Annotated in this window: 12 protein-coding genes; 5 read left to right on the top strand and 7 right to left on the bottom strand. The window is 39.3% G+C overall.

Annotated features, from left to right (window positions below; translation table 11 throughout):
• Positions 1–21: 21 nt before the first annotated feature.
• The 6 genes from EGT34_RS13935 to EGT34_RS13965 form a co-directional block, all read right to left on the bottom strand.
• The gene (locus tag EGT34_RS13935; RefSeq protein ID WP_000165901.1) at positions 22–2,016 is read right to left on the bottom strand and encodes a MacB family efflux pump subunit; all 1,995 of its coding nucleotides are present in this window, start codon (positions 2,014–2,016) and stop codon (positions 22–24) included.
• 2 nt (positions 2,017–2,018) lie between these two features.
• The gene (locus EGT34_RS13940) at positions 2,019–3,356 is read right to left on the bottom strand and encodes a MacA family efflux pump subunit (RefSeq protein WP_001124213.1); all 1,338 of its coding nucleotides are present in this window, start codon (positions 3,354–3,356) and stop codon (positions 2,019–2,021) included.
• Positions 3,357–3,463: 107 nt separating this feature from the next.
• Positions 3,464–4,453, bottom strand: coding sequence for a DNA polymerase III subunit delta (gene holA, locus EGT34_RS13945; RefSeq protein WP_000762833.1), 990 nt, complete (start codon positions 4,451–4,453; stop codon positions 3,464–3,466).
• 19 nt (positions 4,454–4,472) lie between these two features.
• Positions 4,473–4,982 carry an LPS assembly lipoprotein LptE gene (gene lptE / locus EGT34_RS13950; RefSeq protein ID WP_000549819.1) on the bottom strand — a complete coding sequence of 170 codons (510 nt, stop codon included), beginning with the start codon at positions 4,980–4,982 and terminating at the stop codon, positions 4,473–4,475.
• 27 nt (positions 4,983–5,009) lie between these two features.
• Complete coding sequence (leuS, locus tag EGT34_RS13955; protein ID WP_024437439.1) at positions 5,010–7,634, bottom strand: leucine--tRNA ligase; 2,625 nt, start codon at positions 7,632–7,634, stop codon at positions 5,010–5,012.
• A 186-nt stretch (positions 7,635–7,820) separates the two neighbouring features.
• A complete protein-coding gene (locus tag EGT34_RS13965; protein WP_001054469.1) occupies positions 7,821–8,150 on the bottom strand; it encodes a DUF4124 domain-containing protein in 330 nt (109 codons plus the stop codon).
• Positions 8,151–8,654: 504 nt separating this feature from the next.
• On the opposite strand from EGT34_RS13965, the gene EGT34_RS13970 reads away from it, so the two are divergent.
• From EGT34_RS13970 to EGT34_RS13995, 5 genes are all read left to right on the top strand, one after another.
• Positions 8,655–10,379, top strand: a complete 1,725-nt coding sequence (locus EGT34_RS13970; RefSeq protein WP_000422094.1) for an acetolactate synthase 3 large subunit — start codon at positions 8,655–8,657, stop codon at positions 10,377–10,379.
• Entirely contained in the window at positions 10,379–10,870 is a 492-nt protein-coding gene (gene ilvN / locus EGT34_RS13975) for an acetolactate synthase small subunit (RefSeq protein ID WP_001215920.1), read from the top strand. Before EGT34_RS13970 ends, ilvN begins: the two co-directional genes overlap by 1 nt.
• A 32-nt stretch (positions 10,871–10,902) precedes the next feature.
• A complete protein-coding gene (ilvC, locus tag EGT34_RS13980) occupies positions 10,903–11,919 on the top strand; it encodes a ketol-acid reductoisomerase (protein WP_001165443.1) in 1,017 nt (338 codons plus the stop codon).
• Between the two features lie 330 nt (positions 11,920–12,249).
• Positions 12,250–14,304: a GGDEF domain-containing phosphodiesterase gene (locus tag EGT34_RS13985; protein WP_000510211.1), complete on the top strand. Its 2,055-nt coding sequence runs from the start codon at positions 12,250–12,252 to the stop codon at positions 14,302–14,304.
• Between the two features lie 607 nt (positions 14,305–14,911).
• Positions 14,912–15,475: a TetR/AcrR family transcriptional regulator gene (locus EGT34_RS13995; RefSeq protein WP_024437438.1), complete on the top strand. Its 564-nt coding sequence runs from the start codon at positions 14,912–14,914 to the stop codon at positions 15,473–15,475.
• A gap of 217 nt (positions 15,476–15,692) precedes the next feature.
• Here EGT34_RS13995 and EGT34_RS14000 read toward each other — a convergent pair whose 3' ends face one another.
• Entirely contained in the window at positions 15,693–16,265 is a 573-nt protein-coding gene (locus EGT34_RS14000; RefSeq protein WP_000043984.1) for a TetR/AcrR family transcriptional regulator, read from the bottom strand.
• Positions 16,266–16,520: the final 255 nt, after the last annotated feature.

A 16,520-nucleotide genomic window follows, 5' to 3' on the forward strand; every position in this document is an offset into this window, starting at 1 on the left:
GAAAAAGACATGCAATTTTCCTTATTCTCGTGATAGTGCTGCAACAGGGTCAAGTTTTGCTGCATTCTTGGCAGGTAAGAAGCCGAATACGACACCGATCAATGTTGAACACACAAACGCAGCAACAATTGATGTGGTTGAATAGGCGACAGCAAAGTTGCCACCGGCAAACTTATTAATCAGTTGTCCTAAGCCAAGTGATAGCAGTACGCCAAGTACACCACCAATCAAACATACTAAAATTGCTTCAATCAGGAACTGCTGCAAAATATCACTTTGTCGAGCACCCACAGCCATACGCACACCAATTTCTTGCGTACGTTCAGTCACCGAAACCAGCATAATATTCATTACCCCGATACCACCAACTACCAGAGAAATTACAGCAATTGCTGATACTAAGAGAGTCATAGTACTTGTGGTTTTCTCAATGGTTTGTCGGATACTGTCACTGTTCATGGTGAAAATATCTTGGGCACCGTGGCGTTGGGTTAATAAGTTAACGATGGCGTTTTCAGCAGCACTGGTCGAGTATTTATCATTAATACGTACGACAATATTACGGACATGCGCTTGCCCTAACATACGGCTCATGACTGTGGTATAAGGCATATATACATTCAGCGTGTCATCCGAACCCATTCCGCTGGTCTGAGGTTCTACAATGCCGATAATACGAGCTGGCACGCTACCCAGTAACACGACTTGCCCGATTGGGTTAGTACCATCGCTAAAGAATTGTTTTTGCGTATTGGTATCAATGACTACATCTTGTGATCGGTCGCGGACACTTCGTTGATCAAAGGTTTGGCCGTCTTTAAAGACTAGACCTTTTACATCAAAATAATCGTTACTTACGCCATTAATAGTCGCGTTTGCTTCATTTTGTTGATAACGCATGGTCTTGGATGTACTGACCATCGGGCTGACTGCACTGACATAAGGCTGTGTCATTAATGCATCGGCATCGGCAGGAACCAGCGTTTTAAAATTGGCTGTCTTGGAGTTATCACCAAAACCACGACCTTGGAATACCGTAATTGTGTTGGTGCCTAAACTGCTAATGTTGCTCAAAATCTGTTGTTGAGAGCCATTACCTAGCGCAACTACCGTTACGACCGAAGCAATACCAATAATGATCCCCAACATGGTTAAGAAAGTACGCATGCGGTGGGCATTCATGGACAGTAAAGCCATTTGAAAGGCTTCGGATAATCGATCTAGGGTTGAACGCCAAGCCGAAATACTTTTGCCTTTTTTCTGCTTATTTTGTAAAGCAGGTGCTGCATCTGGATCAGATTTAACTTCTTCTAATGACTGGTCTGGAATATTAGGACGGTCACTAATAATTTCCCCGTCACTAATTTCGATAATGCGCGTTGCATTCTTTGCAACTTGCATATCGTGCGTTACCAAAATAATCGTATGGCCAGCCGCGTTGAGTTCACGCAAAATTCGCATCACTTCAACGCCGCTATGTGAATCGAGTGCCCCTGTTGGTTCGTCGGCCAAGATCACATCGCCGCCATTCATTAAGGCACGTGCAATCGACACACGTTGCTGTTGACCACCTGAAAGCTGGCTTGGTCGGTTTTGCGTTTTAGTACCTAAACCTAACTCCGTGAGCAGGGCAGTAGCTCGCTGTTTACGGTCTGCTGGAGTAACACCAGCATAAACAGCTGGAACCTCAACGTTACCTTCAGCTGATAAGTCACCCAGTAAATGATAGCGCTGGAAAATAAAACCAAAATATTCACGGCGTAACTGCGCTAACTGGTCTGGCTCAAGTTTACCGGTTTCTTGACCATTAACCTTATAACTACCACTAGTTGGACGGTCCAGACAGCCCAAAATATTCATGAGTGTTGATTTACCAGAGCCGGACTGGCCGACAATAGCAACCAGCTCACCCTCATAAATGGTCAGGTCAATGCCTTTTAAAATTTGAATCGTGCTTTCGCCAGCAGGGAATTCCCGGACCAGATTGCTGACTTCAAGCAAAGCTTGTTTTGTCATGCTTACATTCCCATTGGGCCACGGCGGCGGTTATTACCACTGTTTGCAGAAGCTGCAGAGTTTTCTGAACTATCGGCAATTACAACTTGGTCACCTTGTTTTAATCCGGCAAGTACTTGCGCATTTACACGGTTATTAATACCTACCAAAATTTGTGTTGGTTTAGTCGTACCATCTGCTTGTAAAACGCGAACTACACTTAGTGTTGCTTTGCCTTGTTCAATAAGTTGTTTTTGTTCAGGAGTTAAATTTAAGCGTTCTAAACGAACCCCATTACCTTGATGCTTGCGTTCTGCACTTGGAGTAGAACTCGCTTTATCTGCTGATTGACCCTGTTTTCTTTGGCCAGAAAATTGTTTGCTACTTAACGCAGAAGATGGAACCAGTAAGGCATTTTTTGCTGAATTTAATACGATATAAACTTGTGCAGTCATATCAATACGCAATTTGCCGTCCGTATTTGGAACATCAAATAAAGCGTTGTAGTAAACAGCTGAGCTGGTTGTTGAACTTGTGGTACTGTTTGATTCACTAGAGATCGAATCTGGAGCAGGTTCAATTTGACGTAAGGTTGCATAGCGCTTGGTTTCATCACCTAAGGTCGTGAAATAGACCTGCTGACCTTTTTCCACTTTCATAATATCGGCTTCACTCACCTGTGCTTTAATCGTCATATTTTGAAGTTTTGCAATTTTGACGATAGTTGGAGCACTTTGGTTTGCGTTTACCGTTTGACCTTCTTCAGTCACAATCGCAACAACCGTACCATCAGTTGGCGCAACAATACGTGTATAGCCAATATTGGTTTGTGCTGTTGAACGCGTTATTTTTGCAGACTCAATTTGTGCATCTAATGCTTTAACTTGTGCCTGAGCTGTTTTATAAGCAGCTTCAGCCGACTCTAAATCTGCACGAGGCGTTGCATCTTGAGCATACATTTGTTGTTGACGACGATATTCGAGTTGTTTCTCGTTTAAAGAAGCGATTTGCTGAAGACGCTGTGCTTCTAGATTTTTAATATTAGCATCAGATGTTTTTAAACTGTTTTCTTGGGTGGTCGAGTCAATTTGTGCAATAAGTTGACCTTGTTTTACTTGATCACCAAGCTGCACATACATCTTTTTAACCTGACCAGATACCTGAGCACCCACACTAATGAGCTTGGTTGCATCAAGCGTACCGGTTGCAAGTACATTATTCTCAATATCCCCGCGAGTTACCTCTGCTGTAATATATTGAGGCTGCTGTTGTTTAGGCTTTAAGAATTTCCAAGCTAAGACAGCAATAATGGCGATACAGACGACAATAATTACGAGTTTAATTGGCTTTATTTTTGGCATGGCGAGAGGTCGAAAAGTCTAAAATTTAACTTAGTATAAGAGTCAAATGAGGATAAAACGTGAATTTTTATGATATTTCAATAAAGCAGGCAAATGATTTGGCTGCCTTAATGTATAAATAATGTTTTTCCACACAGCTCGGCAATGGCTTGTTGCATTAAATGTTGGGCATTCTCATTTGACATGCCTTTGATTGCGGCATCAATTTGTAAAAGCAGGGCAGACCATCCCAAAAATTGCTGTGGATTGAGTCTTCTTAATGCTTGTTGATATAAGCTAACTTTTGTTTTCCATATACCTAGTTGTAATGCATTATGTGGTTGTTCAAACAACTGCATTAATAAACGCATTTCTTTACTTAATGTCCATAAGATCAAGCTTTCCGGTTCACCGGAACCGATTAAATATTGAAAGATCTTAATGGACTGAGCAAGGTTACCTTCTAATAACGCATCGCTTAAATCGTAAGTGGTGTAACGAGACTGATCTTGTAGACACGCATATAACTGTTCAATTTGAATCAGTTTCTGGTCTGGAAAAGTATCTCTTACCCGCATCAAGCTATTTTTAGCAGCGAGCAGATTATGCTCATGATGCTGCATGAGCCACTGCCAAGCATCATTGTCGAGTTGAATTTCTAACTTCACAGCCTCAGCGGCTAATATTCGTTGACGATCTTGCGGATAGTTAGCAGTAAGAGCAACCACCACACCGTTCGCTTCAACAACTTGGAAAAAAGCAGATTTTAAGCTGCTACTGTCTTGTTTGGGTAAAACAATTAACAGCAGGTTAGTTTCATTATGCTGGATATAACTTTTTAGCTGTTTTAAACCATTGGCATCGGGCTTGATATTGCCGTGAACTTCAATAGCAAGTTGCTGAGAAAATAAAGATAGGCTGTTCAGTGCATTAAAGACATTTTTCCAGTCACTTACACTACTAATATCGTAGCGCTGTCTTTCAATGTCTTGTTGCTGCCAGCTTTTGCGAAAAGTGTCGAGTAAATTTTGTTCTAATAAAGGTTCCTGTCCATGCAGGATCCACGCACCCCGAGCTTCCGGAATGCGTTTGAGGGCTTGTAAATAGTCAAGTTTCATTACTTAAGAAAAGATATGTCTATGGTTGAGCTTTTGGTAAGCGATTGGCTGAAATTTGACGAGTAATTTGCTGTGCAAGGTCATCAATTACAATACGTTGCAAGTAACTCTCTTGCTGGTTCTCAGTGTTGACCGTTGCCAAATCATATTGATAACTACGAGCTGCGGTTAAAGTACGCGGCTCTGTAATTTTATTACCTTGACGGTCTTCGATTTGGAAAGTTACAGTCAAGCGTAATAATACTTCTGTAAGTTTACCATTTAGAAGCTGACGACGAGGCGTGTATTCTAAAACACGAAGAACATAGGCGTCGTTGTCATTGCTGAGTTGAACACCATTTGCCGTTAAATACACTTTTAATTGTGTTTCAAGGTCATCGGTTTTTGCCGGTAACTCAAGGCTTAATTTTTTATAAACAAGTGGAGTCGCAGTCGGGTTGGTTCCTTTTAAATGGAAACCACACCCGACTAAGCCTGCACTAAGGCCTAAGGTTAAAACAACAGCGGCTAAACGTTGGGCTAAGTGCATGCTTGATCCTCTCATTAATACCTGTAATTAAACCACGAGGTTAACCAATTTGTTTGGAACCACAATCTCTTTTTTGGTTGGTCCTGTTAAGAACTGCTGAACTTCTGGTAATGCTTTCGCTTGAGCTAATAACTCATCTTTAGAAATATCAACAGAAACTTCAAGTTTACCGCGAAGTTTACCATTTACTTGTACAACAATCGTTTGAGTATTGCGGGTTAATGCAGAAGCATCAACTTCAGGGAAAGTTGCTTCTGTTAAGTCCGTACCAAACTGAGCCAATAAAGTCTGGCTTAAATGCGGAGCAAATGGAGCAAGTAACGTTAACAATGTGGTGATTACTTCACGTTCTACAGCAACGTCATTGTCATCTTTTGCTTCAAACTTATTGCTTGCATTTAACAATTCCATCAATGCAGCAATTGCAGTATTGAACGCATGACGACGCTCAATATCATCACTTACTTTTTGAATGGTTTCGTGTGTCTTACGACGTAAATCTTGAGCATCTTTAGACAAGTTTGCTTTATCAATTGCTGTTGCAGAGTTTCCTTTTTCAAGGAAGCTTGCTGCCAGACGCCATACACGTTTCAAGAAACGGTTTGCACCTTCAACACCTGCATCAGACCATTCTAAAGATTGATCTGGTGGTGCAGCAAACATCATAAATACACGAGCTGTATCTGCGCCGTATTGATCAATAATGGCTTGTGGGTCAATACCGTTATTTTTCGACTTAGACATTTTTTCTTGTCCGCCGATAATCACTTCTTGACCATCACCTGAATATTTTGCAGAAATGATGCGGCCTTTCTCATCACGTTCTAATTCGATGTCAGCAGGGTTAAACCAAGTTTTCTTACCATTTTCTGCTTCACGATAGAAAGTATCTGCAAGCACCATGCCTTGAGTTAACAAGTTGGTAAATGGCTCATTACCTTGTACAACACCTTCATCACGCATTAATTTGTGGAAGAAGCGTGCATAAAGTAAGTGAAGAATCGCGTGTTCAACACCACCAATATATTGGTTTACAGGAAGCCAGTTTTTAGCTGCTTCAGGTTTTACCATACCGCCAGTAAAGTCTGGAGATGCATAGCGTGCGTAGTACCAAGATGATTCTACAAATGTGTCCAATGTATCTGTTTCACGACGTGCATCGCCACCACAGCAAGGACATTTCGTTTCATAGAATTCAGGCATTTTATTTAGTGGATTACCTGAACCATCTGGAACAACGTCAGTTGGTAATACAACTGGAAGTTGATCTTCAGGAACTGTGACTTGACCACAAGTATCACAGTTAATCATTGGAATTGGGCAACCCCAGTAACGTTGACGAGAAACACCCCAGTCACGTAAACGGAATTGAACTTTAGAATTTGCTAAACCTTGTGGTTCTAATTTCGCAAGGAATGCATCAAATGCAGCTTGGAATTCTAGACCGTCAAACTCGCCAGAGTTAACAAGTTTACCTTCTTTAGAACCGTACCATTCTTGCCACTCGGTAGCAGAGTAGTCTGCATCGTCAGCACCTTTGGCATCAATGACTTGCTTAATTGGCAAGTTGAACTTGTTAGCAAATTCGAAGTCACGTTCGTCATGTGCTGGTACAGCCATCACTGCGCCAGAACCGTAAGACATTAATACGTAGTTCGCAATCCAGACAGGGAGCTCTTCGCCAGTTACAGGGTGTTTTACAAATAAACCTGTTGCCATACCTTTCTTCTCGGCTGTAGCCAAGTCAGCTTCTGCAACTGAACCCATGCGGCATTCTTCAATAAATGCAGCCAATTCAGGGTTATTTTCAGCAGCTTTAAGCGCAAGAGGGTGTTCTGCTGCAACGGCAACGTACGTCACACCCATAAGTGTGTCGGCACGTGTTGTATAAACAGTTAAGCCGTCAGCATAAATTTCAGTATTGGCAGATGGGAAGGTAATTTCCATACCTGTAGAACGACCAATCCAGTTACGCTGCATGGTCAACACTTGTTGAGGCCAGCCGTCTTGTAGAGTGTCTAGGTCGTCTAATAATTCTTGTGCATAGTCCGTAATACGGAAGTAGTACATTGGAATATCGCGTTTTTCAACCAATGCACCTGAACGCCAGCCACGACCATTTTCAACTTGTTCGTTTGCCAAAACTGTTTGGTCAACCGGGTCCCAGTTTACTGTTGAAAGTTTACGGTAGATTAAACCTTTTTTATAAAGCTGAACGAACAACCATTGTTCCCAGTGATAGTACTCTGGTGTACACGTTGCAAATTCACGGTCCCAATCTACAGATAGACCTAATTTTTTTAATTGGTCACGCATGTAAGCGATGTTTTCAAATGTCCATTTTGCCGGAGCAACTTTATGGGCAATTGCAGCGTTTTCTGCTGGTAAACCAAATGCATCCCAACCCATAGGTTGTAATACGGTTTCGCCTTTTAAACGGTAAAAACGGCTAATTACATCGCCAATGGTATAGTTACGCACATGACCCATGTGCAGTTTGCCACTTGGGTAAGGGAACATTGACAGGATGTAGCGATGTTTACCTTCGACAGTGTCGGCAACTTTAAAGACTTTACGATTTTCCCAATCTTGTTGGACTGATGGTTCAATCGTGTTTGCTTGATATTCTGGGTCAATGTGAGAAATAGTCATAGACGTAAGCTATACAACGAAAATTGAAATGAAAGATTGCTGCACAGCATAGCGCAAAATAGAGGAAAATGTCAGTTTTTAGAGCAGGATTTTATCTTTTAATCTGCGCTATAAAATTTCCCAATCTATTCTTGTTTATTTTAAATAATCGAAGAGTGGTAAAAATATTCACCACTCTCATTTTAATTATCTTGGTGCCGATACAGACGGGGCAGGTGGGGCCGGGACAGCAGGTGCACCTTTTTCCACTGCTACGTTAGTTACTTCTTGCACGACTTTATCCTGAGATGGTTGTTCTAAGTTTGATGTTGGATTTTTCAACAATGGTTGACTGCCGTAAGTCGAAACTTTGTTCAAATGTTTCGCTCCTTTAGGTGGTGGCGTCGTGGTGTAATGTGTCGAGCCACTTTGATCCATCCATTTATAATATTGCTGTGCCTGACTTTGACTTGAGCAAAGTAAAATCGCTGTTGTAGCGGCTGTATACAGGCTTGTTTTTAAATAAGATAAATTCATATCAGTTCTTCCCCAATGTAAACTGATTATATTTAAATAAACTTTATAAATAAGCAATTTAGAATGGATCGTTTTATATAAAAATAATGAATTTTTAATAAATAATGAGCTAAGAAGAGTAAATTCACGATTTAATATTAGATTAAAAAAGCAGCAGCTAAATTTTTTTATGGAAAAACCTTTTCTTTATTCTTGACTTTGTATATAGAAACAACAAAAATGCTTTCTCTAGTTTTATATGCATTTACTCGATCACCCTTCGAATAACTGTCATGTTTTGTAATAGACATTCTCTCTAGCCGAGAGATTGATTTTACTAAAGTATGTATATCCAGACATGCTTTATTAATGTTAAAACAGCTTATACGGCTGAAAAACAGAAATTTTTCTATTGCAACGAAAACTAGACAATATGTGTGCTATAACAGTGCAGACAATTCAATGAATGAAACACTATTTATGCCTTCCATAAAATAGTGATATAAGATTTTAGGGTGAATCACGTTGGAACTTTTATCTGGTGGTGAAATGCTCGTTCGCGCTCTTGCGGACGAAGGCGTTGAACATGTTTTTGGTTATCCAGGCGGCGCAGTATTACATATTTATGATGCGCTATTTCAACAAGACAAAATCAATCATTACCTCGTGCGCCATGAGCAAGCTGCTGGTCATATGGCAGATGCCTACTCGCGTGCTACAGGTAAGACAGGCGTAGTACTGGTCACTTCTGGTCCAGGCGCAACCAATACAGTAACTCCAATTGCAACAGCTTATATGGACTCAATCCCAATGGTGGTTTTGTCTGGCCAGGTTGCATCACATCTGATTGGTGAAGACGCTTTCCAGGAAACTGACATGGTTGGTATTTCACGTCCTATCGTGAAACACAGCTTTCAGGTCCGCCACGCAAGTGAAATCCCTGCAATTATTAAAAAAGCATTCTATATCGCATCAAGTGGGCGCCCTGGTCCAGTTGTAGTCGATATTCCTAAAGATGCGACTAACCCTGCAGAAAAGTTTGCATACGAATATCCTGAAAAAGTGAAGATGCGTTCATATCAACCACCTTCACGCGGCCACTCTGGTCAAATTCGTAAAGCAATTGATGAATTACTAACTGCAAAACGTCCTGTTATTTATACAGGCGGTGGTGTCGTACAAGGGAATGCTTCTGCGTTATTAACCGAACTTGCGCATTTACTTGGTTATCCGGTAACTAACACACTTATGGGGTTAGGCGGATTCCCGGGCGATGACCCACAGTTTATTGGCATGTTGGGTATGCACGGTACATATGAAGCCAATATGGCAATGCACCATGCAGACGTAATTTTGGCGATTGGTGCGCGTTTTGATGACCGCGTAACAAACAATCCAGCCAAATTCTGCCCGAACTCAAAAGTGATTCATGTCGATATCGACCCTGCAACCATTTCAAAAACGATTATGGCGCATATTCCGATCGTTGGTGCAGTAGAGCCAGTTCTTCAAGAAATGTTGGCACAGTTAAAACAATTAAATGTGTCTAAACCAAATCCTGAAGCAATTGCGGCTTGGTGGTCTCAAATCAATGAATGGCGCAAAGTTCATGGTTTGAAATATGAAAATCCATCTGATGGCACTATGAAGCCACAGCAGGTTGTTGAAACTTTATATAAAGTGACCAATGGCGATGCCATTATTACTTCTGACGTAGGTCAACATCAGATGTTTGGTGCACTTTATTATAAGTACAAACGTCCTCGCCAATGGATCAACTCAGGTGGTCTTGGCACCATGGGTGTTGGTTTACCTTATGCAATGGCTGCGAAGCTTGCTTTCCCAGACCAACAAGTTGTTTGTATTACGGGTGAAGCTTCAATTCAGATGTGTATTCAGGAACTTTCAACCTGTAAACAATATGGCTTGAATGTAAAAATCTTGTGCTTGAACAACCGTGCATTAGGTATGGTGAAACAATGGCAAGATATGAACTATGAAGGTCGTCATTCAAGTTCTTATGTTGAGTCATTACCTGACTTTGCCAAGTTAATGGAAGCTTATGGTCATGTAGGCATTCAAATTAATCATGCCGATGAACTTGAATCTAAGCTTGCAGAAGCAATGGCAATCAATGATAAATGCGTATTTATCAACGTTATGGTTGACCGTAGCGAACACGTTTATCCAATGCAGGTTGCAGGTCAATCTATGCGTGATATGTGGATTTCTAAAGGGGAGCGCATTTAATGAGACACATTATTTCTGTACTCGTTGAAAACGAAGCTGGTGCGCTTTCTCGTTTGGTGGGCTTATTCAGTCAACGTAACTACAACATTGAAACACTTAATGTTGCACCAACCGAAGATCCGACATTATCGCGTTTGACGTTAACGACTTATGGCGATGACCATAAGATCGAACAAATTACGAAACAGCTCAACAAGCTTGTTGAGGTGGTAAAAGTAGTTGATTTATCAGAAGGTTCACACATTGAGCGTGAACTCATGCTAATCAAAGTAAAAGCATTAGGTGCTTCACGTGCTGAAATTAAACGCACTGCGGATATTTTCCGTGCGCAAATTGTAGACGTGACACCAACGACCTATACCATTCAAATAGCAGGGACAACTGAAAAATTAGATGGTTTTATCGATGCGCTTGCAGAAAACACCATTCTTGAAGTCGTTCGTTCAGGTGTATCAGGTATCGCCCGTGGCGAAAAAGTTTTAGCCATTTAATTTTTTAAAAAGTATTTTAGCGGAGAACACAAATGCAAATTTTTTACGATAAAGACTGTGACTTATCAATCATCCAAAGCAAGAAAGTTGCGATTATTGGTTACGGTTCTCAAGGTCATGCTCATGCACTTAACCTTAAAGACTCAGGTGTAGACGTAACTGTAGGTTTACGTGCTGGTTCAGCTTCTTGGAAGAAAGCTGAAAACGCTGGTCTTAAAGTTGCTGAAGTCCCAGCAGCAGTTAAGCAAGCTGACCTCGTAATGATTTTGACTCCAGATGAATTCCAATCACAACTTTACCGTGACGTGATTGAGCCAAACATCAAAGAAGGCGCGACTTTAGCATTTGCTCATGGTTTCTCTGTTCTATATAACCAAGTTGTTCCACGTAAAGACTTAGACGTAATCATGGTTGCGCCTAAAGCTCCTGGTCACACTGTACGTTCAGAATTCCAACGTGGTTCAGGTGTTCCTGACCTAATCGCAATTCACCAAGACGCTTCTGGTAATGCACGTAACGTTGCGCTTTCTTACGCTTCTGGCGTAGGTGGTGGCCGTACAGGTATTATCGAAACTTCATTCCGTGAAGAAACTGAAACTGACTTATTCGGTGAGCAAGCAGTTCTTTGTGGTGGTGCAGTTGAACTAGTGAAAATGGGCTTCGAAACTTTGGTTGAAGCTGGTTATGCACCAGAAATGGCTTACTTCGAATGCTTACACGAACTTAAGTTAATCGTTGACTTGATGTTCGAAGGCGGTATCGCTGACATGAACTACTCAGTTTCTAACAATGCTGAGTACGGTGAATACGTAACTGGTCCTGAAGTAATCAATGAACAGTCTCGTGAAGCAATGCGTAATGCATTAAAACGTATTCAATCTGGTGAATACGCGAAGATGTTCATCCAAGAAGGTGCGTTGAACTACCCATCTATGACAGCTCGTCGTCGTCAAAATGCTGCACACGGTATTGAACAAACTGGTGCTAAATTACGTGCGATGATGCCTTGGATTCAAGCGAACAAGATTGTAGACAAAGAGAAAAACTAATTCTCTTTTCTATTGTTTTTAAAAGAACCCTGCTAAATGCAGGGTTTTTTATTTTATTAGCCCCTAAAACAAGTTTAAAAAAACATCATTAAGGTCAATTGACCTAGACTTAAGAAATCCTATATTTTTCATATAATTGGATGCTTAATTTTTGTTTACTTTATTGATTTCTAAAGTAAAAAATACTTGACCAAATGTTAGATAATGTTATTGTTTATAACTGACTAAAAAAGTCGAATTTACTAATTTTTCTTTAACGTGTTTAATTGTATTTTGTGCAATGAGTTGAACAAAATAAAAAAAAGTATTGAATAATCATGGAAGTCCAATATGGGTCATGTTGATTACGATAGCACATTGATCGTCGGCTCTTTTATTGCGGCTGGCGCTATTTGCTATATTGTGATTTCCATGGAGCAGTTAATATTTAAGCAAACTTATAAAAAGATTGAGCCGTTTATTCTATTACTCAATGGATTATTACTCGCAGCAGCGATTAGTATTGTCCATATTGTCGGCATGCATGCTTACCATTTATTTGAAGCAGCTTCCTCGAACGTCCCTTTAATTACACTGGCTTTTGGAATTAGTGCTGTACTTTCAAGTGTCGCAATTTGGCTGACTTCTCGTTTTACACTTCCTATATTTAGACTCATTTTAAGCTCAGTCATTATGGGAATTGGAATTTCTGCTTCTTATTATGTGAGTATGTTAGGCTGGAATATTGATATTTATAAGAAAGACTATACCTCTTTTCTTATTTTATTTTCTGTCTTAATTGCCATGAGCGGGTCGGGACTAGCTTTCTTGCTGGCCTATAAATTAAAAGAAAGTGAACGTCACCGTATAAGTTTAAAATTAGCCTTTGCAGTGATGATGACCCTAAGTATTATGGGGATGCACTATACGGCACTTATTTCGACAAATATTACCGATAAGTTTGTAAGCCAATATCAGGCTGAACATGACTTGCTGTTATTTACAATTATTTTGGTTACCTGTTTGGTGCTGGTCGCGAGTTTTATTGTTGCCGTGCTGGAACAACGACTGAACCAGCGAAATCTAGAACTGCGCAAAGCCAATAAAGAATTAGCCAACCTCTCTATTCAAGATAACTTAACTAAATTACCAAACCGACTTTATTTAGTGGATTACGCCGAAGTTCTCCTGTCAGATCACCGTTATAAAGACCAAAAAATTGCTTTTCTCTATATAGATTTAGACCGTTTTAAATCGGTAAATGATGCGTTTGGACACCACATTGGTGATCAACTGCTTATACAAATGGCCAATCGGTTACATTGGCAACTCAATGAAAAATGTAAATTGCTTAGAATTGGTGGGGATGAGTTTTTACTAATTGCTGAAAACACTGATACTGAAGAGGCAATGCAACTTGCTGAAAAAGTATTACATCTTATTCAAGACAGTTACCAAATTTCCGGTAAAGAAATTAATATTTCAGCAAGTCTAGGTATCGCACTGTTCCCTGAACATGGGCAAAATGTTCAAGACCTGCTGATGAATGCCGATGCTGCCATGCTGATGTCTAAAGAGCAGGGCCGCAATACTTATACCGTCTTTAGTTATTCTACCCATCAACAAGAAACAAGAAGTCAGTCAAAACTGATCAATGATTTATACAAAGCAGTCGAAGAAAAACAATTTGTTCTCTATTACCAGCCAAAATTTAATACCAATCTTGAGATTTGTGGAGTAGAAGCACTCATTCGCTGGAACCATCCGTCTTTAGGTATGCTGACACCGCATATGTTTATTGGTGGCGCGGAAAAAACAGGTTTAATTATTCCAATGGGATATTGGGCGCTTGAGCAAGCTTGCCAACAAATTCAGGAATGGGAACGTAGCAATACGCAGTTTTATCCTATCGCAGTCAATTTATCGGCCTTGCAGTTCGAAAATAAAAAGCTCTTTAGTACTCTCGAAGGCTTATTAAAAAAATACCAAATTCAGCCTCATCACCTCATTATTGAAATTACCGAATCAACCGCAATGCGGCATATCGACTTAAGCATCCGTGCTTGTGAGCGACTGCGCGATATGGGTATTCGGGTGGCAATTGATGACTTTGGAACAGGGCACTCAAGCTTCTTATATTTAAAAGATTTACCAGTTGATGAACTTAAAATTGACCGTGGATTTATTGTCGATTTAAAACCGGGCTCAAAAGAAGAAGTCATTTTAGAAAGTATTATTCATTTGGCGAAAAAGTTAGGTTTAACCGTAACAGCCGAAGGGGTGGAAACACAGCAACAAGTTGAGATTTTAACACGCTTGGGCTGTCAGCAGTTCCAAGGTTATTTGTTGGGTATGCCTGTAAATGTAGGGCAACTGATTCAGTCGCAAGGTGCTCATTTTGTTTAACCTAGATATTTGGTTAAATTTATAAAATACCACTTAATATAATATCTAAAATAATAATTTAGTTAATCTAATGAAAAATAATAAGAATTTTTAAAACTTGTCATAAATTCCACATTGACACTTCTAAACTCTCAGATTATCCTTTGCCTGCTGGCCTACATTGCCAGCCGGTTGTCGCAGACCGATTAGTAAAGGCATCAGATTATTCCCTCTGAGGAGTAGTCTTGTGTGTACAATCGTCCCTCGCTCGTTGCGGTAGGACGAGTGAGGGACACCTTTGGGTGTGCTGATTCTTTACTATCAGTCTGCGAACCCTTGCTCGTTCTGCCACCATAATCTTTTATTAATGCTTTGGCAGAACTCCCAAAATAAGGAGTTGGCTGTGCATACTATTTTTACACCTCCCAGTTAGTCTTTAATGCAGTTTGATCACCTTTAGGTTTTCAGGCGTCAGTTCTTCACGACTAAAAATCATATCAACAATAAAACTTGAGATGCGTTAGGGCAGTCTTTGGGGCCTTTGCATGCTTTTTTTGCTTAGAGCAAAAGTTGCAGTCGTTTTATCTCTTTTAAACACAACAAGAAATTATTTTATAACGGTAACTATATGCCATATTCAGATCTCTCATTTCGCGCGTTAAGCGTGCTCCATAAGTCTCGATATCTTTTTAATAAACATGGTTTTCATAACGTAGGAGTAGACCGCATTGTGCGAGAAGCAGAGGTGCCAAAAGCTTCGTTTTATAACTATTTCCACTCTAAAGAACGGCTTATTGAAATGTGCCTAAACTTTCAAAAAGACGTCTTAAAAGAACAAGTACGCTCAATCATTTACATACAAAAAGATTTAATCTTGCGAGAAAAACTCAAAAAGATTTTCTTTTTACATACTAATCTGGATGGTTATTACCACTTGCTATTTAGGGCTATTTTTGAAATTGAGAAACTCTATCCCGCAGCCTATCAAGTGGTTATACAGTATCGGCATTGGTTAACTACTGAAGTTTATAAACTGCTTTTAACCGTGAAGAAAGATGCCACGAAAAGCGATAGTGATATGTTTTTATTTACGTTAGATGGTGCGATTATTCAGCTGCTAGATGAAACTAGGGGTGATACGAGAGAACTGTTATTCGCTTATATTTTAAAGGGTATTTTTCTTAAAGATTAACTTATTAAAATCTATATGTTTATTAATTAATATATTAGGGATAACTAAATTTATATAAAGTTCAGGTGGTTATGCTTTTAAAACATATCAACCTGAACATTATATTGAACCAGATAAAAAAACAGATCTGATCACCTGATAGAGCATGTATTACAGATCCTCTCATCTTCAAAATAAAACTTATAATATGGTAAAGGGCCGTAATAATTAAATTTTTTTAAGCGGCTTCATATTTTTGTTTTGTTTCAAGTTCAATGAGTTTATTTATATAAGACCATGTTTCTTCAGAGTTAATTTCTGGTTTGTTAATAGTCCCGTCAATAATAAGCCCATCTATAATGTTAAGAAAAAGACTGCTTAATACTTTTGGATCTTCAATTTCTAACTCTAAAAATATAGATAAAACTAAACTGTAAATCCATTCACGGTATTTATTTACTTGTTTTTTAATAGAAGGATAGAGCTGCAGGACTTCTATCGTTGCTTTTTTAAATAAACAACCACTAAAATCTTCAGTGTTAATCCAGTCGATATACCAATTAAAAATACTTTTCAGTTTATTTAATGGGTCATCTGCACTATTAACCTTATCTAATAAAGAAGTTTGGACTTCTAAAATTCTTCGGCGAAGACACTCTTCAATTAAAACTTCTTTAGAAGAGAAGTACTTATAAAAAGTCATTTTTGCAACTTTAGATTCAGCAATAATTTTGTCTACCCCAATAGAGGTATAACTTTTCTGATTAAAAAGGGTCATTGCTGTTGTTATAATCGTTTCTCTTTTTGACATTGGTTGCCCCGTCATAGATATTTTTTGATTAACTTTGCTATTGTAAAGTATGAAAGCTTAAATAAAACTTATTTAATGATATTTAAAAAATTATATTTATTCAATAGCTTGGTTTGCCTTGATAAATAAAGAAATAAATATTTTATTGGCAATAGTTTACTTTTTTAAATAATATTAATTAATCCATTGATTTGTTGAGATAATAAACATAATATCAATTCGTTAAGTATGGGTATACGGAATTTATCCTTTTTA

Source organism: Acinetobacter sp. FDAARGOS_558 (genome assembly GCF_003937785.1).
GTDB lineage: Bacteria > Pseudomonadota > Gammaproteobacteria > Pseudomonadales > Moraxellaceae > Acinetobacter > Acinetobacter baumannii.

Excerpts from the sequence above, each read along its gene's own strand:
- EGT34_RS13935 (WP_000165901.1), bottom strand. The coding sequence starts at position 2,016 with ATGACAAAACAAGCTTTGCTTGAAGTCAGCAATCTGGTCCGGGAATTC.
- EGT34_RS13940 (WP_001124213.1), bottom strand. The coding sequence starts at position 3,356 with ATGCCAAAAATAAAGCCAATTAAACTCGTAATTATTGTCGTCTGTATC.
- holA (WP_000762833.1), bottom strand. The coding sequence starts at position 4,453 with ATGAAACTTGACTATTTACAAGCCCTCAAACGCATTCCGGAAGCTCGG.
- lptE (WP_000549819.1), bottom strand. The coding sequence starts at position 4,982 with ATGCACTTAGCCCAACGTTTAGCCGCTGTTGTTTTAACCTTAGGCCTT.
- leuS (WP_024437439.1), bottom strand. The coding sequence starts at position 7,634 with ATGACTATTTCTCACATTGACCCAGAATATCAAGCAAACACGATTGAA.
- EGT34_RS13965 (WP_001054469.1), bottom strand. The coding sequence starts at position 8,150 with ATGAATTTATCTTATTTAAAAACAAGCCTGTATACAGCCGCTACAACA.
- ilvN (WP_001215920.1), top strand. The coding sequence starts at position 10,379 with ATGAGACACATTATTTCTGTACTCGTTGAAAACGAAGCTGGTGCGCTT.
- ilvC (WP_001165443.1), top strand. The coding sequence starts at position 10,903 with ATGCAAATTTTTTACGATAAAGACTGTGACTTATCAATCATCCAAAGC.
- EGT34_RS13985 (WP_000510211.1), top strand. The coding sequence starts at position 12,250 with ATGGGTCATGTTGATTACGATAGCACATTGATCGTCGGCTCTTTTATT.
- EGT34_RS13995 (WP_024437438.1), top strand. The coding sequence starts at position 14,912 with ATGCCATATTCAGATCTCTCATTTCGCGCGTTAAGCGTGCTCCATAAG.
- EGT34_RS14000 (WP_000043984.1), bottom strand. The coding sequence starts at position 16,265 with ATGTCAAAAAGAGAAACGATTATAACAACAGCAATGACCCTTTTTAAT.